Genomic DNA, 22454 nt, shown 5'->3' on the forward strand with positions numbered 1-22454 from the left:
GTCTTTTAGAAAGGTCTGGGAGCATCTTAAGAGATGCTCCCATTTTTTGTCCCTATGGGCGTGGGGCATTCGAATTATCGAAAATATCCGGTTCATCAGTGCCGGGCCGGACAGGCTGCTCGAAGAAGCTATCCTTATCGAGATCGGGCTTATTCCATTTGACCGGCCTATCGTATTTTTGCGTCGCCTCGTCTTCGACGCTGTTGCTGGCAATGACATCAGGATCGACCGGCTGGCCGAAACGACTATTGGCCTCTAACGCCCCATTACGTCGCAGTATGTCAAGCGCCTCGATGATGCGATCACCTGCCCTGACCGTTACGATAATGCGCCCTGCCTCGAACTCCTGCTGATAGTGGCGGGCATCCTCTTCGGGTATGCCGAGCGCGATCATCGCTCCAAGAAAACCACCTGCGACCGCTCCCAGCGCTATTCCGCTCAAGGTAGCGGCGAGAATGCCACCTGCTATCGCCGGGCCAAAACCGGGGATCAGCAGGGACACAGCAGCGCTTAACAGGCCACCAATTACTCCGCCTGAGACGGCTCCTGTCGCGGCGCCTGCTGCCGTTGTCGTCTCAGGTTCTGCAACACGCGGAACGCTTTCCTGTATTGTCTCGTCACGAACCGCGAACCCAACCTGGTCATTACTAAAACCGGCCTGGTGAAGTTCATTTAAGGCACGCTCTGCCAAAGCCCTGTCCTCGAAGACTCCTACCACTGTTGAACGTTCGGTTGTTGTCATACATTCACTCCTTATGTGTTATGATGAGATGCCTGTTGGCATCCAGATGTTGAATTTCGTAACCCCGCTATTGACACGGTTGAAGTTAGCGTAAAGTTACATGAGTAGCCGCGCCATCGATACCTACACAGCTAGTAACAGCCACCTCTTTATGTTAGAATGATGGCAACGGTCAGACTCATGGCGAATCGTAACGAGCAAGAGCGACTTCTCAATGTGAAGTGATATCTCGTGATGTATATCATAAGAAACATTTGAAAGGAGAGAGAGGAAAATTATGAAGTTGGAAGAATACTTTGACTTCTTGTCGGAAGACGATATTCGTCTCAAGGGCACTAGAATCGGCATCGAAACTATTCTTTATGATTATATACATCGTCAACGCTCACCAGAAGTCATTGCGAGAACGTATCCTTCACTTACCCTTGAGCAAGTTTATGCCACAATCCTTTATTATCTTCACAATAAAGATGCCGTATCAAAGTATCTGTCAGATTGGTTAGAGTGGGGGAGGGAAGAACGAAGGCGGCAGGCCAGTCACCCGTCACCGGTCAGTCAAAGGATTCGAAAGATTAAAGAGGAGAGGCAGGCTTACAAAGGAATCGCATGAGTATTCGCTATCTCATGGATGAAAATATTGATCCACTTTATAAGGCTCAATTGTTGTGGAAGAAACCTGATCTTGTGGTATATGCTGTGGGAGATCCAGGCTCTCCAGTCAAGGGAACACTTGATCCAGAAATTTTATATTGGTGTGAAGAAAACGGTTTTATTCTTGTTACTAACAACCGCAAGTCCATGCCTACTCATCTTGGAGAACATCTAGCGCAAGGACGGCATATCCCTGGTATCATTACCCTCAATGGAGAGATGAGCGTCGGAGAAACAATAGAAGAGCTTATTTTAATTGCTGAGATAGGCACAATTAGCGATTTCTAAGACCGCATTGAGTATCTACCTGTTACCTAATTTCTTTTTTTAAGTTGTAATAACCATGCCAGATCAAATTAATGCCCAGCTTGCCCAATATATTGAGCGGGCGCGTAAAGTTATACAGTATGAACAGCGTGGAAATCATCAGGATCGCGTCGTGAGAGGCGGCCTGGAATTGTTCGCGGTGCATTGGGCCGATGAAGTGAGTGCCATTTGCCAAAATGCCGGACTTGACCTCACTCCCATTCATCGCTTCACCGAACACCTGGAGGGCTATCGCCAGCAGGACCCGATGCAGCGGGCCGCCAGCCTGCGTGCCGTTCTCGCCATCCTGAGCGAGCTTGGCAGCGATAGTCAGAATGGCCAGCAGGTGGAGAACACTCCTGTCAATACGGCAGACCTCGGACGCGATCAACCGGGTATTTCAACGCATAGGAATATACCTTCTGTACGCGCTGAAACGTATGGGAGTAAGACAGCGGGTTCAGCAGCAAAAACTGCTTCAACCGGTGGCAAGACCTCATCGCACGCTCAAACAGCCTCTGACAGTGTCAACGAGGGTGCTAAGGCTCAACAGGTCGTTCAACCGGCGCGATCTTCTAATGGAACAGCGCAAAATCCTATTCACCTGGAAGCCGGTATGTCGGCAGGCCATACCGCTCTCACATTGTTGAGCGCCGATATTACTGCAGTGCCGGGGGTAGGACCATCGGTAGCGGCGAAGTTGCGCAGCCTGGGTATTCGCAGCGTGCGCGAGCTGCTCTTTTACTTCCCGCGCCAGCACCGCGACTATAGCAAGCTTACAAAAATTGCTCAGCTTCCCTTTAACGAGGTGACAACCACCATTGGCCTCATCTGGGAAGTGGAGACGACGCATGGTGGCGGCAGGCGGACACGCACAATGGCAACTATCTCGGACGATACCGGCAAACTGAAGGTGATGTGGTTCAACCAGCCCTATTTACAGAAGCAATTGCAAGCCGCCAAAGGCTCTTATCTGGTTGTAACGGGTGTCAAGCAGCGCTTCGGCAACAAAATCGAGTTCGTCGTGCGCAGTCACGAACTGCCGGAACAGGGCGACCTCTTGAACACAGGGCGATTGGTACCTATTTATCCCCTCACAGAAGGCCTGCATGCCAAGACGCTGCGGCGCTTCACCAAGTGGGCCATTGACCGTTACGCCGCCATGGTGCCAGAATTTTTGCCGGCCTCAATTCGCTCCGCGGCCAGGCTTATGCCCTTGCCTGAAGCTGTGTCGCAGATACATTACCCAGAAAATGAGGATGCGCTGTTCGCCGCTCGCCGCCGCCTGGCTTTCGATGAATTGTTCTTGATCCAGCTTGGTATGCAGGAGCGGCGCACGCGCTGGCAGCGCGAGGCTCCAGAGGGCCATGCCTTCGACATCGATCTGGAAAAAGTCTTCATTGACACCGCGGATATTCCTGAAGCCTTCAACAAAAGAGAAAAGGGACAAGGCAAGATCGATGAACAGGCGCTGGCGGGTTCTACTCTCTGGTCAACGATGGCCACGGATAAGCCTTTCGAGGCCACGCTGCCGTTTCGTTTTACCCAGGCCCAGCGCCGCGTGATTATCGAGATTTTTGGCGATCTTGCGCAAAGCAAACCGATGTCACGTCTTTTACAAGGAGATGTCGGCGCGGGCAAAACGGCTGTAGCGGCGGCGGCGCTGCTCATGGCGGCCCTCAATGGCTACCAGGGAGCGATTATGGCGCCGACCGAATTGCTCGCGGAACAGCATGCCCACAGTATCAGCGCCATGCTGGAGCCGTTCGGTATTCGAACTGTCTTGCTTACCGGGAGTTTGCGACAGCGCGAGCGGGCGATGGGACGGGCCGCTATCGAGAATGGGCAGGCGGCGGTCGCCATTGGCACGCACGCGCTGATTCAAGAGGATGTGAATTTCTCGCGCTTAGGCCTGGTCATCGTCGATGAGCAGCATCGTTTCGGCGTCGAACAGCGCGATGCGCTGCGACAAAAGGGCTATCACCCGCATATGCTGGTGATGACAGCTACACCTATTCCACGCACGCTGGCCCTGACACTTTATGGCGACCTGGACGTTTCGGTGATTGACCAGCTGCCGCCTGGACGCCAGAGGATTATTACACGCTGGCGGGCGGGCAATCGTCGCGACGAGGCTTATAAGTTGATTGCCCAGCAGGTCGCGGAAGGCAGGCAGGCCTTTATCATCTGTCCCTTGATCGAAGAGTCTGAAACGCTGGCGGTCAAAGCGGCTACCGTCGAATATGAGCGATTGAGTCGCGATGTCTTTCCCAATCTACGCCTGGGCCTGCTGCACGGGGGCATGAAGTCGAACGAGAAGGATATGGTGATGCGCCAGTTCCGCGATGGTGCCCTGGATATACTGGTAGCGACCTCGGTAATAGAGGTAGGCATCGATGTGCCGAATGCCACGGTAATGGTAATCGAGGATGCCGATAGATTCGGTCTTTCGCAACTGCACCAGTTTCGCGGGCGCGTTGGTCGTGGCAAATACCAGTCGTATTGCTATGTACTGAGCGCGGATGCAAGCCTGCAGGCGCAAGAACGCCTGGAAGTATTTCAGATAACGGACGATGGCTTCCGGCTGGCAGAGCAGGATCTGAAACTGCGCGGGCCAGGGGACTTTTTTGGGGTGCGCCAGAGCGGTGTGCCGGAACTGCGCATGGCCGACCTGAGCGATACACCATTGATCGAACTATCGCGCTCGCTGGCCGCGAAGCTGTGGGAGAGCGACCCTTATTTGCGCAAGCCTGAGCATACAGCATTGCGCGAAAGAATGCACCTGTTCTGGCAAGGTTTTATGGCACATTAATCCTACGCGGGGTTGCCGAAAATATTTTGTGAAACCCATAATCCGGTCTCTACACCCTATTGCCGAAAGCTAGCCAATATGATTTAATGGAAGCATCTCAAAGTCGTTTTAGTGCTGAATTGGCACTTTGAAGGGATAGCAGCTTGAGTAGAGAGCAACAGACAGGGCGTATCGCCGTCTATCCGGGCAGTTTCGACCCGCTCACCAATGGTCACCTTGATATCGCGCGGCGTGCCGCCCGCCTCTTTGATACGCTGATTGTGGCTGTCTATGCCGTTCCTGAAAAGAATTTGCTCTTCACGGTTGAGGAGCGCCAGCAGCTCTGGCAAGAGGTGCTGGCCTCAGAAGACCTGCCCAATGTGCGGGTCGACCATTTTACGCAACTGCTTGTAGAATATGTGCGTGAAGTAGGAGGGCACGTCGTTATCAAGGGATTGCGCTCGCCTAACGATTTTGAGTCTGAGTTCCAGCAAGGATTGATGAATCGAAAGCTAGCGCCGGAAATTGAAACCGTTTGCCTGCTGACGAATTTACAAAATCTCTTTGTGAGTTCTTCCCTGCTCAAGCAGGTTGCCCGCCTGGGAGGGGATGTGAGAGATATGCTCCCACCGCCGGTGTTGCGAGCATTACAAGCAAAATATGGTACGTAGTGCGTTCAGGCCGCTTGAACTGGCAGCGGCGCAATTGGGCATGGAGAAAGAGCGTGGATATAGATATCCTCTACCTGGTAGATCGCTTAGAAAATCTCGTTACGGGCAGCCGTAGAATGCCTCTTACGAATCAGATTATGATTCGTGAATCTGATATCCTCAGCATTATTGATCAGATGCGCACATCCATCCCCGACGAAATCAAGCAGGCGCGACGCATTATTCAGGATAAAGAGCGAATTATGGCCCAGGCTCAGGCTGACGCCAACAAGCTGATGGCACGAGCGCGCGAGGAGTCAGAACGAGCGATAAATCGCGAAGGGCTGTTGCGGGCAGCGGAGGAACGTTCGCAAGAAATGCTGCGGCAGGCCGAGGCGAGCGCGGAGCAACTGAAAACCGAGGCCGATGCCTATGTCGCGGAAACTCTGCGGGGGCTGCGCGACCACCTTGCCAGCATCGAGATGGAGGTTGGTCGCTCTATTTTAAGCATCGAAAAAGGTCTCGCCAGCCTGGAACTGTCACCGGAAGAAGAGAACATGGAGGGCGAGGACGGCGGAGAATCCGGGGACGATTATGACGATTATGAGCAGCAGGCCAATGCATCCCCGCCGCGCCCCGTTCCACGGCGTTCTTCGCTGGCCGTTGATACCAGGGGCGGCCCGATGTATTCGCAGGATTCGAACTACCAATAGGGTCGTGAGCTTGCTCCTCCCTCGTCAGGATTTGCAAAGTCTGATTGTTCGGTTTCTGACAACCCAAATCGCTGAGCTAACAAGCTTCTGACTTCGCTCTTGTCGCTTCTAAAGCGGAACACTTCTGTCCTCTTTCTGTGGCATACTATCATGAAAAAGCAGGATGTCGTAAACATCCCAGATACTTCACATGAAAGAGGAAATAGATGACTCAACAGACAACATTCCCGTCAGCCCATGCGCTCGTAGCGTATATCAATCCTGACCGATTGCATAAAAATCCGGCGTTTACCCAGGTGATTAGCGTCAGTGGACCCGTGAAAACCATCTACGTCGGTGGTCAGAATGCAGTCGATGTGCAGGGAACCATTGTTGGCAAAGGAGATCTTAAAGCTCAGACCGCGCAGGTACTCGCTAATCTGCGCGAGGCACTCGCTGCTGCTGGAGCCGGGCCAGAGCATATCATTAAATGGAATATATTCCTGCTTCAGGGACAATCGCTGCAGGAAGGATTTGAAGCGTTTCAGCAGTTCTGGGGGCTTCGTCCCAATCCGCCTACCATTACTATGGCATATGTCTCCGGGCTGGGGAACCCGGACTTTCTCATCGAAATGGATGCGGTTGCGGTTGTTCCGCTTGCCTGAAGAAACATGAATCATCCCAGATTTTTGGGGAAAAGCTGAGCTAGCCAAAGCATCGCTCCTTCAACTTCACAGCAATCCACGTCGCTCACTGTCGAAGCGTATCAATAGTATCCGCGAACGGTTATGGCCTTATGGACTCGATATCGTCAATAGAGAGATCAGGGATATACTTTACTTGCCAGCTCTGTATCTACACAGCAGGCAGTAAGATCATAGCTTTGGGTCCTCAGACAGGAGACCGGCTTGGGCAACAAACGCATCCTACTCCTCGGATGTGACAGAAAGATATGTAGTGGCACCCCTGGCGGGAACCCTGTCTGGGGAGACAAGTAACCAGGCTCGTCCGTCCACGTGAAAGGGGTCAGTCCACTACCTATGGATGTAGACTTCGCTGTATAGCTCTACATTCTGGAGAGGGATTGAAAAGTCTTCCCAGCTGGAGGCGCAACGAATCTGGCCCTACACTCCTCGAGGGGTACTGACCTGTCGCACAAAGGCCTTGACACCCTCAACACACTGGCCTATAATGTGCAAGCACAGGATTTGAGCGTCTTCTTCATCGTGCCATCTACCTACCAGCAAGGAGATTGTAAGGAAAAACGAAATGGAATGCGCCACCGCCATGTTTTATTTTATGTAATAGCCATATAATCTGATTATGGGTATGAAATGATGGAGGGTTTGACAGTGTTTTACAACGTGGCGCAGCTAATGAAGGCTCCAGTAGGGACTGCATTAGTCGATGATTTTCATGAAGAAGATGTTCAACTCGATGACGATATCAAGGTGATTGGCCCGATTGATGGGCATGTACGCATGCGCCGTACTAACCAGGGGTTGCTGGTTGATGGTTGGGCTGACCTCACGCTTGAACTTTCTTGCACCCGCTGTTTGAAGACATTCGAGCAGCCAATGCATGTGAATTTTGAAGAACAGTTTTATCCAACTGTCGATGTCGTGACCGGTATGCCTCTGCCTCCATTTGACGAGGAAGAGATTTTTCCTATCGATGATCACCATCAAATCGATCTTACCGAAATGCTCCGGCAGGATGTACTACTTGCGCTTCCGATAGTGACGCTATGCCAGGAGGATTGTAAGGGACTTTGCTCGCAGTGCGGGTGCGATCTGAATCTTGGCACTTGTGCATGCGAACCAGAGGTCGATACACGATTCAGCGTACTGGAAAAATTGCTACAAAACGGATCGCAATCATAACAAATTGTAGGGCGTCACCGGCGCCCAGGAAAGGAAGAGGAGGGAATAAACTATGGGAGCGTTACCTAAACAACGAGTCTCGCACGCGCGCCAGGGCGAGCGACGCGCACATCATCACCTGGACTTGCCACAGCTGGTCCTGTGCCCTAACTGCAAGAAACCGCGTCTTTCCCATCACGCCTGCCCAAATTGTGGGATGTATCGCGGACGCCAGGTCTTTTATCCTAAAGCAGATAAGAAGTAAATACACGAGTTGAGAGGCAGGAGGCCATTCCTGCCTCGTCTTTATTCAAGAGTGAAGCAGCATGACAATTCCTGTCGCCTTTCTTTTTCCAGGTCAGGGTAGCCAGTCTGTAGGGATGGGAGCGGATATCTTTGCGCAATCTCCGGCAGCGCGGCAGGTCTTTGAAGAGGTAGACGAAGCGCTCGGCTTCTCACTCAGCAATCTTTGTTTTAATGGGCCGGAAGATGTGCTGCGTGAGACGATTAATGCCCAACCGGCGATAGTGACCGTGAGCCTGGCACTGTTAGCGGCCTTACAAGAATCGCTTTCTCCCGATTATTCCTGGTCTTCGCCGCTCGTTCCCAGCTATACTGCCGGTCACAGCGTGGGTGAATACACGGCGCTTGTCGCTTCCGGTGCCATAGACTTGCGCAGCGCTGTTACCCTGGTACGCGAACGAGGTCGCCTGATGCACCATGAGGGAACAGTCTGCCCAGGAGGGATGGCGGCTATCATCGGCATGGACGAGGAGACATTACGGGAGATTTGCCGGCAGGCAACGGCGGATTCGGTCGCGAATCTTCCACCACATGCTCACCCTGGGCAGGGACAGGTAGTCATCGCCAATTATAACGCGCCAGGACAAATCGTCATTTCGGGCGAACAGGATGCCTTAGCCCTGGCGATGGAACTGGCAAAAGTACGCGGCGCGAAACGCGTTATCACGCTGGATGTCAGTGGGGCCTTTCATTCACCGGTGATGCAGCCGGCGGCAGCTGGTCTTGCGCAGGCGGTGGCCGCAACAACTATCCACGATGCCACTATACCCGTCATCGGCAATATCAACGCACTGCCTTTGACCGGCGCGCAGGCTATTCGAGAAGAATTGACACAGCAGATTGCCTCATCAGTGCAATGGACGCGCACTATTGAACTGCTGGTGAGCGTGGGAGTGACCACGTTCCTTGAAATTGGTCCGGGCCAGGCCTTAGCAGGTATGGTGAAACGGATCGCCAAGGGTACCACGACGTTGAATGTTGGCAATGCGGCAGATATTGAAAAAGTGGTGGGTATCTTGCATGAAATGGGTCTCCGATCTGAGTTATAATTTAGAAAAGAGGTTGCCCTACCGGTACTGAGAAGGTAGTCTAAACAGATTGGTTTCCCGAAGGATTGAAAACTTGACAAGCATATGCAAAAGTGGCTATCTTAGCAGTATGAGGGCAGGTTTTTCTGAGTGTACGCGAGTGAAGTAAGTTCGCGGCCCATTGTATGATGTGTGGTTAGATAGGCGGGGACGGAGCAAGCTCGCGCCCCTACTTAAAGGATTTTGATGTCAACAGAATCGCCGGGTGTCGTGCGAGTTGCGCGGCAGGTGCTTACAACCATTGTGATCAATGCGGCATTACAGGTTCCGGGTGTTGTGCGCATGGCGCAGGCTACGGATCAATGGTCGCGCTTTCTGGGGCGCGAGGTACCCAGGCAGGGTGTCAGCCTGACCATCAAAGATACTACTGTCTCTGCAGACCTCTATATTGTTGTGGCAACGGGCGTGCGAGTCGTCGACGTAGGCTCGGCTATCCAGGAAGAAGTCGCCGCGGCAATTGAACATATGGTTGGAATGCAGGTACGCGAGGTGAATGTCTATGTTCAAGATGTCGCCTGAGCGTAGAGGCGCACCCTTGTGGTCGCCGGTTCCATTGAGCATTCGCACCGGGGGCGATCGCGAAGGTTTACAAGATATCGCCCCTACAAGCAATCCTGTGAGGATAGTATGCCAATAGGGATACGCAGACAAGCACGTATGATCGCACTGCAAACGCTCTACGAATATGACACGGCTCAACATGCGCCTGATGAGGTCCTGCAGCGGCATGCCGAGGAGCGTCATCTGCAACCAAAAGTGGTTGAATACGCGAGCGAATTGATCATAGGTGTGTGCGATCATCTTGCTGAGATCGATGCGCATATACAAAGTGCGGCGCGCGAATGGCCATTACAGCAGATGGCCCGAATTGATAAAAATATTCTCAGACTTGCAATCTACGAAATTCTGTTTAATAATACGGTACCAGCAAAGGCTGCTATTAACGAAGCGGTGGAGTTGGCCAAGATCTTTGGCAGCAATACTTCGAGCCGCTTTATTAATGGCGTCCTCGGTACAATATTTAATAGGGCACAACAGCAGCCCACCCCAATTGCTGAAAGTGAGGTGAAATAGTGGCTACAGTTTCAGAACGGTTGAAGAAGATTATTGTTGACCAGCTCGGCGTAGATGAGAGCGAGGTCGTTCCAAGCGCATCTTTCGTCGAGGATCTGAATGCCGATTCTCTTGACCTGGTTGAGTTAATTATGTCCCTAGAAGAGGAATTCAAACTTCAGATTTCCGATGAGGACGCCGAGAAGATCACGACGGTGCAAGAGGCCGAAGATTATATCGAAGAACATTTGCGATAATTTAGAATTTTCATAGTCTGAGAAACGCAGGTATGTAGGAATGAGATCCGCGGATCTCATTCCTACATACCTGCGTTTCTCAGACTATGAAAAAATCCTTTCTGTTTCTGAATTCACGTATTTGGATGTCACATTCCTCCATCGTCATGCATCTTCATTAGTACACGCGTAAGTGAGACGCGAACGAAACGAGTAGGTAGTGGAAACAATACCTGCTGCTCAAGCAGTAGAAACGCTTATTCAAGAATACGGCAAGCTGGTCTTCCATACCATTTATGGCTTGACAGGCGACTGGGAGGAAAGCGAAGACCTGACTCAGGATACGTTCCACCAGGCCTTGAAGTCGATTGACGCGGCTCGTGCCAAAAGCGGTGATGAGTTTCACGCCAAGGCCTGGCTGTTACGCATTGCCTTAAATACTGTCCGTATGCAAAGGCGGCGGCGAGCCATTTTCCGCTTCATTCCTTTCTCGCTGGTGCAGAGGGAAGAGCAGAAAGAAAAAGGGTATGAATCAGATACGGATGTGCTGAATGAGCGCGCGGCACCACTACAACCGGCCGGCTACGGCGCAGTTGAGGGGGTTGACCTCGAAACGTTCGTGGCAGAGCGGGATGCCGTTCAAAGAACGATGGCGCATCTCACAGAGAATTTACGTCTCTGTCTCTTGCTCTCGGTGGTCGCTCGTCTCTCAACGCCAGAGATAGCTGAAATGCTGCATCTTGAGGAGTCAGCGGTGCGCCAGCGCCTGGCACGAGCGCGCAAGCAGTTCCAGCACTTTTACGCGCTTGAGAGCGATGAAGAAATCGTTGACGACGCAAAAGCCGCCCGCAATGCGGATGCGGCACAAAAGCATCCAGACAGGCAACAAAAACATCTGGAGCGGGTTGAGAGCCACTCAGCAATGGATATTTCTCAGCCCTCGCCGCTGTGGAGGAACCATGCAGAACGACTCTATCGAGACCCTGCTGTTACGCCACTATGGTAGTACAGCGCAAGCGCCCGCTTACCTGGAAGAGCAACTGCGCACTTCGGTGCGCCGGCAGGCGGCTGCCATGCGCAAAAAGGAACGCGAGGCGACTGCCCTGATGCAGCGGCGCTTTAGCCGCCGCCAGGTGATGCGGCTCGTGGTTGGTCTTGGCACATCGAGTATCGGCGTAGCGAGCCTGCACGCGCTTGAAACAGCCTTGCCCGCCTCGAAAGTTGCGCAGCCTGCCTATTCGTGAAGCGTCGTTTGCAATAGTCCATTTGTCGTATTTTAGCGTAGTATTCTGTTGAAGAGGGGACCATACGAGTAGCCCCCTACACAGTACGTAGACCATACAGATTCAGAAAGGATACCTACCATGCCATTCGGATTTCACGGACTCGACCTCGTCGTTATTCTCGTTATCGCGCTGCTGATCTTCGGCCCCAAAAAGCTGCCGGAGATGGGCGCTTCCATCGGTAAGAGCATCAAAGAGTTCCAGAAAGGGATGAAAGAAGTCACAGGTCATAAAGATGACGATGACGACGATGACGACGAAGAGGAGGCACATCCCATCAGCTCTAAGGATATGAAGAAACTGAAGAGCAAGGTCAGCACCGAGCCTGCCCCCAAGTCCAGTGTCAGCGAAATGAGTAGCCCGGCCGAGCCTGCCAGCCCGGAAGTCAGTGAAGTTCATGTCGACTAATGTTGGTTGCTCGTAACATAGGGCAGGCCCATAACCTGCCCCTACAGGAGAAGCTATGGCAACCAGAAACATAGATCAGCGCGATCCAGACGAAATCGTCGACGACCTCGATTTAGAGGACGACGACGATGACGATGATGACGAGGAGGAGGACGAAGGCGGAGCTACTATGACCCTGATAGAGCACCTGGAGGAGCTCCGCTGGCGCATCTTCAAATCAGCAATTGCCATCGTAGTCTTTGGGATCGTTGCCTTCATCTTCCGTGACCCAATTGAGAAGTTTCTTACTTATCCCTTGCCCAAGACAGCCGATGCGTTGGGTACCGGTAAGATTGTCGTTACAGGAGTAGGCGAGGGCTTTACTGTCTATCTCAAGATCTCATTTGCTGTAGGCCTTCTGCTTGCGTTGCCTATCGTCCTTTATCAGATATGGGCATTCATATCACCAGGGCTTCTAGCAAAAGAGAAGAAAAATGCGGTGCCGTTTATCGTCATCGGCATTGTTCTCTTCGTTATGGGCGTTGCGCTCGGTTACATTGTACTGCGTTTCCCGGTGGAATGGCTGATCAATTTTGCCTCGGACAGCTTTACGCCGCTTATAACAGCCGATTCCTACTTTACCTTTGTAACATACTTCATGCTGGCCTTCGGTATCGTTTTTGAGATTCCGTTAGTGCTAACGTTCATGGCCCAACTCGGGCTGATTACGGCAAAGACACTCACGAAGCGGCGAGCGATGGCCTATGTAATCATGTGGGTTGCGGCGACGTTCTTAACGCCCGGAGCCGACCCATACAGTCCGGTGATTCTGGGAGTGGCGATGACGTTCCTCTTTGAGTTGACGGTCATTTTCATCCGCATATTCAACCGCCAGGAGTCAGAGGCTGTCGCATAACATATGAATTTAATGTGCCATTTGCCATCTCATATGGGCAAGGGAATGGTCTGATAGGTTCCGATGAACCTCTAGGCCGTTCCCTTGCCCATATAATCCCTCAACGCGATTCTTTCTCAGTCAATGGAGAGTCTTCAATTCGGTGGATTGGCCTGGTTCGCGGAGTTCACACCGCTGGCAGTGGGAAAAACCTTGCTGCTGTTTGGGGTTGTATTTATTGCTCTTGGCGCGGTCTTATCGTCATCACGTCGCCCTCTTCCCCGCCCAAATTTCCCCCATAAAATTCCAATGGCAGGCAGGTAAAATATGGGAGCCAGCAGAAAGACTGATGAATAGCCCAGATGCACGATCATCAGCCCCCCAATGGGCGTTGTAATGGCCTCGGCTCCTTGAAACGCGGCCTGATACCCGCTATTGGCCAGACCTCGTTTTTGCTCTGAGACGGCTTCCATTGAGAAGACCTGTAGAATACCGTTCGACATATCCATTGCTCCTTGCCGGAAAAGGTAGAGCGCGGCAGCCAATGGCAAGAGTCCGGTCAGGCCAATCGTGATCATCAAGGGAATGCTTATTAACCTTGTCCAGACCATGGTGTTGACCTTGCCGATATGTAAAGCCAGCCAGGGAGCAGCTAGTGTGAGCAGCGCGGTAATGGTGTTTGCGCCAGCATCGATAAATCCGAAGAGTGCAGAAGAGGCTCCAAGGTGTTTCACGAAGAAAAGATTGAAGTACGGAATAAATAATCCTGCCCCTAACCCGATAAATATCTGCACCAGAAGGAGCACAAAAAAAGGACTTGCTAACACTTTTTTCCATTGCGCTCGCCTGATCGCCAGGAACCAGGCCTTGAATGATGCGATAGAAGCTGCCATTGAGCGCCAGGACGACCGGTAGAGAGCCGATTGATCGCGCTCGTGGTCGTCCCTACCCTCTTGATCCTGGCGTGGCTTCGTACTGCTCATAAGAAATAGAGGGATGAAGCTCGGCGCCGCTATGATGCCGGCAAACAGAAGGGCTATTTGATAGGAGCGCGGATAGGGTTGGCTTGCGAGCAGCCCCGAGGCAGAGGATGGTAGAGGCGCCATCAACCAGGGTATCCCACGCAACCAGATAGGTAGGATGCCGCCCAGGATTTCGCCAAGCACTAAGGTAATCAGGCTGATAGCAATATTCATGCTGAAGAGCTGGGGACGCTCATCCGGCGTGCTATTGAGCGTCAAGAAAGGGGCATTTATCACAAGAATAAAGGCGAGGCCGATACCGGCGACAAAAGCGCTGGCCAGCAGCGGTAAGGGTTGACGAAAAAGGATCTGTCCTGCCCCTGCCAGGCCAATCAACGCGCTCGACCAGATCAGGATCGCCTTGCCACTGAAACGGTCGATGATGATACCTGCCGGGAAGATTGCCAGTCCTGCTCCTACCGTTCCCACGAAAAGAACGGTACCGATAAAATCGGCACCGTAGCCTAAAGACGCGAGGTATAAGTTATAGAGAACCAGCAGGATGCCGGCAGTGACGCCACTCAGCGCATTACTGATGAGGTACAGGCGAGCATTGCGCGAAAAACGAGCAAACTGCCGTGCATACTCAACGAATAAATGCATCGTCGGATTGCGGCCTGTCGATTGCCTGCACAGGTTGAGGAGCCTGGATTCCTGCGGCTTCCGCCAGATGTTGGGCCGCCTCGTGTTCCGCGTCCTGCGAGCCTAAGGCACGAATCTGGCTGGCGCCCACGGTGCCATCACTGCTCTCTTTTTCCGCCTTGTCAACCAGTATCCTGTATCCCGGGCTTTTGAAAGTAATACCGGCCTTTTCCAACTCTGGATGGGAGTCCCGTTTCGTCAGGCCCGGCAGGAAAAAGGCTTTTGCCATCTGCTGCACCATGACAGTACGGGCGCGAAACTCGATGACGGCCTGCGCAACGCGCTCGCTGCCCTGGTCAATTTTCTTTTCGATCTTCGTCGCCTGCATCGGAACCTGGCCGACCGCTCGCACAATTTTATTTTCACCTGGTTCTGGCGGAGGCAATACTCCCTTATTGCCCTCTTCAAGCGAGTGATTGACGCTTTCGACGGTCGGGCGCAATTTTTTGATCAATTCGGTTTTTTGATGCACCCAGGTAAAAGCGAACATCAAACCTGCCGCGAGGGCCAGACCAATCAGGATATAGATGAACATGTAGAGGCCCAGGAGAATGGCTGCCGCCTGTCCCCATGGAGCCAGGGGGTCACCTGCCAGTATATACGATAACATCGTCAATCACCTCCCACAGCGGAATCCAACTCCAATCGTTTTTGCCGCTCCACCCGCTCATCATAGCGGCTGCGCGTGCGCCCCTTGCCCAGAAACACACGGAACATCTGTTGCGCGGCAACAACGGTAGAAACCGCTCGCACACTTGGCGCGACCGCAAATTCGCTCGTCAGTTTGGCGGTAGTGCCAATCGTATTTGCTGTCTCGCCCGCATTCCTTGCCGTCTCTTTCACTGCACCCAGCGTCTCCTGCACCGATGCCATTAAGGGCTTGACCTCGTTCCGCACGAGGGTAATGGTCTGAATGAGCTCGAATATGGCAAAGATCAACAGAGCAGTCGAGATCAGTGTAACGGCCGCCAGGATGATCAATGCAACGTAAAGCACATCCAGCAGTACACCAAAGATACCAGCAATGATAAAACCCGCAATGACGAGTATACCGATGACGGCTGCCGCGATGATCGCGTATCGTATTGCACCTTTCATAAACGCCCTCCGAAAATTAGTGAGTAGTTCTACTTGATTATAGCTCATGACGGCTGAAAATAGCTATCTCTTCTTACTGTACACGGATTAGAGGCGGCAAAAGGCTACAAAGCAGACAGAAAAGCCACCGCTCATATCAGGAGCGGTGGCTACTGTGTATCCCAATAGAGAATAGACGCGTTTTAATTCGCCGTAGGATGAGTGATGGGCCGGGCGGTTCCCGTGTATACGACCGGGGCGGTCGAGACAATTGTGCCACCCGTTACAGGTAATCCACCTTTGACGGTATACATGGCCTCATTGAACTTAGTGCCCTTGTTCTTCTTAGCCACGGCGAACACGGGATAAGCGTTGCCATTGGAGGCGATGGAGGTCGAAATGTAGTCACCTACCATACGGCCCTGGTTGGTGTTAGCCAACCACGTGAGCATCATTGGGCCTGCAAGTTGTTTGCTTGCGGACCAGGAAGCCCCACCATTGGTCGAAGAAATGTAGCCAACATCCAACTGGCAGTTACTGGTGCAGCTGGCATTCGTGAAGTAGTAGTACGTCACTGCAATATGTGCATTGCTGCCCGACGTCGACTTGTCTACAGCAATACCGGGAATGAAGTGATCGACGTTACTGCCCACGGGGTCGGCAGGGACACGTTGTACCGCTGACCAATGGGTGCCATCGGAGGAGGTGCTATAGACGATATCGTTGGCGCTGCAGCCGTTCTCGAAGCGGCAGTCCTGCCAGGCAACGTAGACGGTACCGGAGCCATCGATCTCAGCTGAAGGGAGGGGACTGGTGCGAATAGGCGCCTGCTCAGTGAAGGTATCCAAAGTTGCCACGGTGACAGCAGCCGTCCAGCTGGAGCCGCCATTCGTCGAGGTGAAAGCGGAGATGGTGCCATTGAGATCCTCAAAAGGCACGATTACCGTACCGTTGGGCTGCACTAATGGTTGTCCTCCCAGGCCAAAGGGATTGTTGGCCGGAGATTTGGCAGCTCCCCATGTGCTTCCGCCATTCGTGGAGGTACTCATCAGCTCCTGGTCATTGTTATTGACGTTGTCAAATTCGGTGTAGCAGTTTCCGTAGAACTTGCTGGTTGATGTGTTGTCGCAGACGCTCCAGTTTTTATCAAAGAACGCCCCTGAATTATCGACCGGAACCGGGTTGCTCCAGGTTAGCCCTCCATCGGTTGAGCGGCTGACATCCACATCCACCGGTGGTTGTTCGGCCCCTGAAAGCCCCAGGAAAGAAATGATCCAGACATTATGCTTTGCATCGTAAGCAACGGATGGATCGCTGACACGCGCATATGGTCCTGGAGGAGTAGAGTAGGGCGTAGTACCCGGCAAGAAGCCATTCTTCCAGGTTGCGCCATTATCGGTCGAGGTAGCCCAACCGATGTCCGAACTGCCACCATCAAAGAATCGCCCAGACTGGAATGCGGAGACGATGGTAGAACCAAAGGTAAAGGTGTCTGGCTCTACTTGCGTTTTGTGCTGGCTCGTCTGATTGGTGAAAGGGTCTTTGCTCAGCCTGAGCAAGGTACCTTTCGCCCCCACAGAGGCAAATGCTAATGAGGCCGTTACGAGTGCCAGCAGCAGGGCAACAGTCACGCTTAGAGCAGCGCGCATTGGCCGGTGAGAGTGAGAGATAGGCATAGATGTTTCTCCTTGAAACAAAATAGAGACAGCGGTTTGAAAAGGGGACAGGCGAATTGCTGTCCCCACAATTCGCCCATACCGTCAAGCAAAGATCTCCAGCAGCTCTGGAAGAGGCGACCGGAGATCATTTGTCCTACGCATTATTTCGAATGCCGCCGATGAACTCCTGGTCAATGCCGTTACGGGTATCGGTCCAGACAGCATAAAGGGTCTTGCCATCCCAGTAGTTGCCTGTATAGTCTCCGATGAATGAACCGCCGAAACCATCGTTGAACGGATTCGAGGGCTTGGAGGCCAGTTGGAAGTTTGTGCCAAAGGTCGAACCGTTCGTGGAAAGAACGCCAAACTCTTCATAGTTGACATTGTTGGGGTCATTGCGACGATCCAACCAGGTGACACCTACGACTCCAGTGGGGCTGACGCTCAACCAGGGGAAGAATTCGTCGTTGGCGGCGGTGGTTACACGTACTGGACTGCCCCAGGAGGAGCCACCATTGGAGGAGGTGGAGACCTCCACCTGCATCTGGGTTCCAGTATAATTATAGAAAGCGGCGTAGAGATGGCCGCTGTTGGATCCGCTGCTGTTGTCAACATCAACGACAGCAGGGTTGTTCACGCGCTCGTCGGTATTGGGAACATTGCCATAGTAGGCGCAACCGCAGCTATCGGGCACCAATTGGACCGAAGCAATGGTCACCGGATTGCTCCAGGTATTGCCGCCATCGGTAGACTTGGAGAACATCAGGTTCACCTTGGTGCCACCACAGTCGCCTGCCGGGCCACTCGTCAAGCAGCGCATCCAGGTGACATAGACTGTACCGTCTTTGCCAACGGCCAGGTCGCTAAACTGGTCAAGTTTGGGCAGGTTCTGAACCGTATCGACCGCCACCGTTTTCCAGGTAGCGCCACCATCGGTCGAATGCGAGACGGAGATCTGGTCAGCGGTATCGCTTGAATTGAATTGGGTGACTGAGATGTAGAGGGCATTGGCATGCGGACTACTGGGATTGGTATCAATTTGCAGCCAGTCCTTATCGGTGAGGCCACCAGACATGAGGGGATTCACAGCAATGGCCGGGGCACTCCAGGTCTGGCCGTTATTGCTGGACTTCTGAAAGATGATCTCACCGGTGGATCCGTTGGGACTATCAATGCCGGTGATGTAGGAGTTGCCGTTCAGATCGTAGCCGACTCCAGGATCACCCTCACCAAATTGCCCCGTAAGATTCTGCATGCAGAAGAGGCTCCACTTCTTGCCCGCGGTACTGGAGCTATAAAACCCCTGTGTATTGGGGCAATTGTAGTCATTAGCACCCGTTAAGAGTTGCTTACTGTTTTTAGGGTTGGCCACAATAGGGGTTTCATTGTTGGGTTGTGACCCTTGTGAGACCTGCTTATCCTTCAAGGCACAAGGAGCGGGTTTACACTTCAGATCAGGGGAGATACCGGGAGCAGGGGCATGACCATTTAAGTGGATGGTGCCGTTATGGATGCCTTGTGCTACGAGTACGCCTGTTGAGAGTGGACTCTTTGGTAACAGCTGCTTACCCTGGCTGATAGTGCTTTGTGCATTGGCCGAAGCAGAGAAAGCTACCAGCATGAGCAGCCCAATAAATACAGGGCCGCACAGCAGACGTGCAATCTTTTTCATATTGGATTCCATTTCCTCCAGTTTGACATCTGCGGGTTATTACTTGCAGATATCAGGACAAATTGACAACAGCTTATCCTATAAAAGTGAGGCTACTCTATAGCAAACTGGTCGTGTTGCATGAGAGATACACGGGACAGATGTATCCAATAATCAACACGGCTGTACTGTTTGCCATACGGCTCATTCTCACTCAGCATGTACCTGGGAGAAATGGCAAAAGAACAGGCAATTATTACGAGGTAATCCTTGAAAAGAGCATCAATCACCTCGTTGCTGCTAGAAGACCCCCACTATCATAGCCACGTAGTTTGCAATCGATTTTGGCACCCGGTATACCTGTTCCAGGCATACCATTAGATAAACACTTCATTGTACACAATAAAGAGTATAACCGATAAACAGGCCTTTGTAAAGGGAAAACCACAACAAATTTCAACTTGCCTGGTAGATGAAAAGCAAACAAATTAGCACGAGCTTAGAAACCTGAGCATGAACTGAAAAAATACTGAGACTTTCTATTGTTGACTTGCAACGGCGCCCGCTTGCGTTTATTTTGAGAGTAGATACATCAGTTTTAAGCATAAGTCTGTCTAACCGAATAGATATCCAGCAACCTGGAGAAGGAGCGAAAATGCTAGCACTGAGCCTGATTCTGGCAGATGGTGTGACCATCAAAATCGGAGACAATGTCTGGACATTTGGCCTCAATTTCATCATTTACCTGATCATTGCGGCCATTATTGGATTGATTGCGGAGTTTATTGTCGGCTGGCGATTGCCGTTTGGCTTCATCGGAGCGATCATCGCAGCGTTGATCGGCATCTGGCTGATGACCAACGTGATCATTATCACTGGCCTGCCCGATATTAAAATCAATACGACGCCGCCGGTCTATCTGCTACGAGCATTGATCGGAGCCATCATATTAGTGGCGATATGGCACCTGATAACATACCCACTCTATCGCCGCCGTCGGCGCTATTACCGCAGAGTGTGAACAAAAGCTTGACCGGTTAGTAGCCCTCGGACAGGGTATTTGCTACAGTATACTCTGTCCGAGGGTTTTATTTTGCGGTTTTTACGATCATGTTGTCGTGGTATGCGTGCAATTGACCTGGCCGGAGAAATAAGGGTGCAGGGCAACTTCCAATCTCATTGAACGTATTACTCCTTAGGATATAATGGTTGGTACGAGTAGGGCGAATTGCGCGCTGTTTATGAGGCTCTGGTGGAGAATACTCTTCTTACAAACGATAAAGATACTCGTACCATGCGGGTTCGAGCAAGCTACCGGGCCGCTATGCACGCAAACAGCAGGTTGTCAAAGTTCAAGCGTATCTCCTGGTTTACCTGGATTATTACGATTGGAACCACCGGCTTCTGGTGTTTCACTGCGTATCAGGTAGCGCTGGCATCTGGCGCTTATGGCTTTCATGCTATCCTGGCAAACGTTTTTGCCGATACACAAAACGCCGATGTGCTTATCCGGTATGGGGCAAAATATAATGAGGCGATTATCGCCGGACAATACTGGCGTTTTATTACGCCTATCTTTTTGCACGTCAATATTCTGCATGTGAGCCTGAATATGCTCAATTTCTTTATTCTGGGCCTATTCATCGAGCGCCTGTTCGGTCACCTGCGTTTCCTGTTGATCTACCTGCTGACGGGAGTTGTCAGCATTATCGCGAGTTTTTATTTCGCGCCGCAAGATGTCAGCGTCGGTGCGTCGGGCGCTATTTTCGGGCTGGTGGGCGCTTATAGCGTCTTCATTCTGATACATCGCCGCGCGTTTAGCCATGGCGGTATCCCTGCCATCGCCTGGCTGGTGGTCATTATTGGCTTGAATCTTGGCATCGGACTGGTCATTCCTAACGTGGACAATTATGCTCATCTAGGCGGATTCGTGAGTGGCTGTCTGTTGGGATGTTTTTTCGCCCCGTTCTACGTTGTATTACCAGAAGAGGGAAAATCGCAGTTGTTGGATATGCATAGCTTATCCCGCCGCTGGCCTCTTGCCCTGATAGCGATAGCAATCACGATATTTCTTGCAATTATCGCAGTACATTTTAGTGGAGGATAATCTTTTGGATGCACAAACAGATATTCAGACCTACCTGGAGCAAGGGAGGCGGGCACTTGCTCAGGGTCAGGGGCGGGAAGCAGCTATCGCTTACGCGCATGCCGCTCAGATCGAGCCGAATAACCCGCTAGTTCACCTGGGTCTCGCCGAGGCAAATCTGGCCCTTGGTTCCTATGGCGTTGTCTATATGGCCTGCCGCAAGGTGCAGGAGTTGCAGCCGGAGGGCGGCGTCGAGAGCGATATGGCAAAGACGCTGCTCGACCTGTTAGATCGCCGCTACGAACGCGCCTTGCAGGATGTCGACGCCGTAATTGCCGAGGACCCGGGCAATGCCTACGCGCATGCACTGCGCTCTTACCTGCTGCGTCTCAACCGGCAGGATTACGATGCAGGTCTGGCGCGGGCGCGAGCTGCTCGCCTCTCGTATGGTGGAACCTTCGAAAACGTCTTTCCGCCCGTCGAGCCTGTCTATGCTGCCGGCTACACCGGCGCACCCACTATACCCGGCGCCCCGGGGAAAAATATACCCAATGGACAGGCTATGAATGGATTTGCTCCGCCGAGAATTGAACGAGAGCAAGTACCAACATGGTCGCGCCCGAACCCTATGCAGCGCCAGGTTGTGCGCACCCGTTTCTGGATGAGCCAGAATCCGCGCTTTGTGACCAACATCTTAATTGCCATCAATGTGGTGATTTACCTGGTTCTGCTCGTGTTGAGTGCTACCATCGGACAGGGCATCGGTTCGCTGGGTGATATTGACCAGGGCGTGCTTATAAACGCAGGAGCGCAGGTTAACCTCTACGTGTCACAGGGGCAGGTATGGCGTATCTTCACTGCTATGTTCCTGCACTTCAACCTGATACACATTGGTCTGAACATGCTCTCGCTCTTCCTGATAGGGGTAGCAGTTGAAGTCTTCTTTGGCAAATGGCGCTACCTGGTGATTTACCTGGGATCTGGCATCGTGGGTGGCATTGTCACCTACTTCACGCTGCCATCGAATACTATAGCTGCTGGCGCTTCAGGAGCCATCTTCGGCGTCTTCGGTGCCCTGGGAGTCTTTTATATTGCGAACCGGCAGGCGCTGGGCAGGTATGGCACGGGCGCCATCATGAACTGGCTATTCTGGCTGGGCTTGAACCTGGTATTCGGCTTCGAGACGCCCGGCATCGGCATTCAGGACCACATAGGTGGCCTGATTGCCGGTATAATCCTGGCCATCATCCTCATGCCCAGGAGAAGGCTCGGGCGATCATAAGGCGATCATCAAGAGCAAATATGAGTCATATTGAAGCTTGACGAACGGGGAGAGGAGGGCGTAGCCTGGTGGTCGCACTCTCCTCCTTGCCTGTTCC

General features: G+C 52.4%; 24 protein-coding genes and 1 pseudogene. 19 read left to right on the forward strand and 6 right to left on the reverse strand.

Annotation, left to right across the window (positions count from 1 at the left end):
• Positions 1 to 52: 52 nt before the first annotated feature.
• A complete protein-coding gene (locus VFA09_21370; protein ID HZU69835.1) occupies positions 53 to 742 on the reverse strand; it encodes a hypothetical protein in 690 nt (229 codons plus the stop codon).
• 277 nt (positions 743 to 1019) lie between these two features.
• On the opposite strand from VFA09_21370, the gene VFA09_21375 reads away from it, so the two are divergent.
• The 16 genes and pseudogenes from VFA09_21375 (at position 1020) to tatC (ending at position 12960) form a co-directional block, all read left to right on the forward strand.
• Positions 1020 to 1352: a DUF433 domain-containing protein gene (locus tag VFA09_21375; protein ID HZU69836.1), complete on the forward strand. Its 333-nt coding sequence runs from the start codon at positions 1020 to 1022 to the stop codon at positions 1350 to 1352.
• The gene (locus VFA09_21380; protein ID HZU69837.1) at positions 1349 to 1681 is read left to right on the forward strand and encodes a DUF5615 family PIN-like protein; all 333 of its coding nucleotides are present in this window, start codon (positions 1349 to 1351) and stop codon (positions 1679 to 1681) included. Before VFA09_21375 ends, VFA09_21380 begins: the two co-directional genes overlap by 4 nt.
• A 55-nt stretch (positions 1682 to 1736) precedes the next feature.
• Positions 1737 to 4511 (forward strand): ATP-dependent DNA helicase RecG, encoded by a 2775-nt coding sequence (recG, locus tag VFA09_21385; protein HZU69838.1) that lies wholly within the window; start codon positions 1737 to 1739, stop codon positions 4509 to 4511.
• A gap of 143 nt (positions 4512 to 4654) precedes the next feature.
• Entirely contained in the window at positions 4655 to 5161 is a 507-nt protein-coding gene (coaD, locus tag VFA09_21390) for a pantetheine-phosphate adenylyltransferase (protein HZU69839.1), read from the forward strand.
• A 53-nt stretch (positions 5162 to 5214) separates the two neighbouring features.
• The gene (locus VFA09_21395) at positions 5215 to 5853 is read left to right on the forward strand and encodes a hypothetical protein (GenBank protein HZU69840.1); all 639 of its coding nucleotides are present in this window, start codon (positions 5215 to 5217) and stop codon (positions 5851 to 5853) included.
• Positions 5854 to 6059: 206 nt separating this feature from the next.
• Positions 6060 to 6497: a RidA family protein gene (locus VFA09_21400; GenBank protein ID HZU69841.1), complete on the forward strand. Its 438-nt coding sequence runs from the start codon at positions 6060 to 6062 to the stop codon at positions 6495 to 6497.
• A gap of 687 nt (positions 6498 to 7184) precedes the next feature.
• A complete protein-coding gene (locus VFA09_21405) occupies positions 7185 to 7715 on the forward strand; it encodes a DUF177 domain-containing protein (protein HZU69842.1) in 531 nt (176 codons plus the stop codon).
• Between the two features lie 52 nt (positions 7716 to 7767).
• Entirely contained in the window at positions 7768 to 7959 is a 192-nt protein-coding gene (gene rpmF, locus VFA09_21410; GenBank protein ID HZU69843.1) for a 50S ribosomal protein L32, read from the forward strand.
• Positions 7960 to 8020: 61 nt separating this feature from the next.
• Positions 8021 to 9046: an ACP S-malonyltransferase gene (fabD, locus tag VFA09_21415; GenBank protein ID HZU69844.1), complete on the forward strand. Its 1026-nt coding sequence runs from the start codon at positions 8021 to 8023 to the stop codon at positions 9044 to 9046.
• 225 nt (positions 9047 to 9271) lie between these two features.
• On the forward strand, positions 9272 to 9604 hold the full coding sequence (locus VFA09_21420; GenBank protein HZU69845.1) for an Asp23/Gls24 family envelope stress response protein: 333 nt from the start codon (positions 9272 to 9274) through the stop codon (positions 9602 to 9604).
• Positions 9605 to 9712: 108 nt separating this feature from the next.
• A complete protein-coding gene (nusB, locus tag VFA09_21425; GenBank protein HZU69846.1) occupies positions 9713 to 10159 on the forward strand; it encodes a transcription antitermination factor NusB in 447 nt (148 codons plus the stop codon).
• Complete coding sequence (acpP, locus tag VFA09_21430; GenBank protein HZU69847.1) at positions 10159 to 10395, forward strand: acyl carrier protein; 237 nt, start codon at positions 10159 to 10161, stop codon at positions 10393 to 10395. Before nusB ends, acpP begins: the two co-directional genes overlap by 1 nt.
• Positions 10396 to 10594: 199 nt before the next feature.
• A complete protein-coding gene (locus VFA09_21435) occupies positions 10595 to 11380 on the forward strand; it encodes a sigma-70 family RNA polymerase sigma factor (protein HZU69848.1) in 786 nt (261 codons plus the stop codon).
• Positions 11334 to 11618: a hypothetical protein gene (locus VFA09_21440; GenBank protein HZU69849.1), complete on the forward strand. Its 285-nt coding sequence runs from the start codon at positions 11334 to 11336 to the stop codon at positions 11616 to 11618. Before VFA09_21435 ends, VFA09_21440 begins: the two co-directional genes overlap by 47 nt.
• 120 nt (positions 11619 to 11738) lie before the next feature.
• Positions 11739 to 11924 (forward strand): annotated as a pseudogene (gene tatA, locus VFA09_21445) (twin-arginine translocase TatA/TatE family subunit).
• A 196-nt stretch (positions 11925 to 12120) separates the two neighbouring features.
• Entirely contained in the window at positions 12121 to 12960 is an 840-nt protein-coding gene (gene tatC, locus VFA09_21450) for a twin-arginine translocase subunit TatC (GenBank protein ID HZU69850.1), read from the forward strand.
• 134 nt (positions 12961 to 13094) lie between these two features.
• On the opposite strand, the gene VFA09_21455 is transcribed toward tatC, so the two are convergent.
• The 5 genes from VFA09_21455 to VFA09_21475 form a co-directional block, all read right to left on the reverse strand.
• Positions 13095 to 14564: an MFS transporter gene (locus VFA09_21455; GenBank protein HZU69851.1), complete on the reverse strand. Its 1470-nt coding sequence runs from the start codon at positions 14562 to 14564 to the stop codon at positions 13095 to 13097.
• Complete coding sequence (locus VFA09_21460; GenBank protein ID HZU69852.1) at positions 14548 to 15213, reverse strand: hypothetical protein; 666 nt, start codon at positions 15211 to 15213, stop codon at positions 14548 to 14550. Before VFA09_21460 ends, VFA09_21455 begins: the two co-directional genes overlap by 17 nt.
• Before the next feature lie 2 nt (positions 15214 to 15215).
• On the reverse strand, positions 15216 to 15701 hold the full coding sequence (locus tag VFA09_21465) for a hypothetical protein (GenBank protein HZU69853.1): 486 nt from the start codon (positions 15699 to 15701) through the stop codon (positions 15216 to 15218).
• 182 nt (positions 15702 to 15883) lie between these two features.
• Positions 15884 to 17356: a sialidase family protein gene (locus VFA09_21470; protein HZU69854.1), complete on the reverse strand. Its 1473-nt coding sequence runs from the start codon at positions 17354 to 17356 to the stop codon at positions 15884 to 15886.
• 136 nt (positions 17357 to 17492) lie between these two features.
• Positions 17493 to 19010: a sialidase family protein gene (locus VFA09_21475; protein ID HZU69855.1), complete on the reverse strand. Its 1518-nt coding sequence runs from the start codon at positions 19008 to 19010 to the stop codon at positions 17493 to 17495.
• Positions 19011 to 19644: 634 nt separating this feature from the next.
• On the opposite strand from VFA09_21475, the gene VFA09_21480 reads away from it, so the two are divergent.
• The 3 genes from VFA09_21480 to VFA09_21490 all read left to right on the forward strand — a co-directional run bounded on the left by VFA09_21480 (position 19645) and on the right by VFA09_21490 (position 22357).
• Positions 19645 to 20010 (forward strand): hypothetical protein, encoded by a 366-nt coding sequence (locus tag VFA09_21480; GenBank protein ID HZU69856.1) that lies wholly within the window; start codon positions 19645 to 19647, stop codon positions 20008 to 20010.
• Positions 20011 to 20283: 273 nt separating this feature from the next.
• Positions 20284 to 21096 (forward strand): rhomboid family intramembrane serine protease, encoded by an 813-nt coding sequence (locus VFA09_21485; protein ID HZU69857.1) that lies wholly within the window; start codon positions 20284 to 20286, stop codon positions 21094 to 21096.
• A 4-nt stretch (positions 21097 to 21100) separates the two neighbouring features.
• Positions 21101 to 22357: a rhomboid family intramembrane serine protease gene (locus tag VFA09_21490; GenBank protein HZU69858.1), complete on the forward strand. Its 1257-nt coding sequence runs from the start codon at positions 21101 to 21103 to the stop codon at positions 22355 to 22357.
• Positions 22358 to 22454 lie beyond the last annotated feature (97 nt).

This window comes from Ktedonobacteraceae bacterium, from assembly GCA_035653615.1.
Taxonomy (GTDB): domain Bacteria; phylum Chloroflexota; class Ktedonobacteria; order Ktedonobacterales; family Ktedonobacteraceae; genus DASRBN01.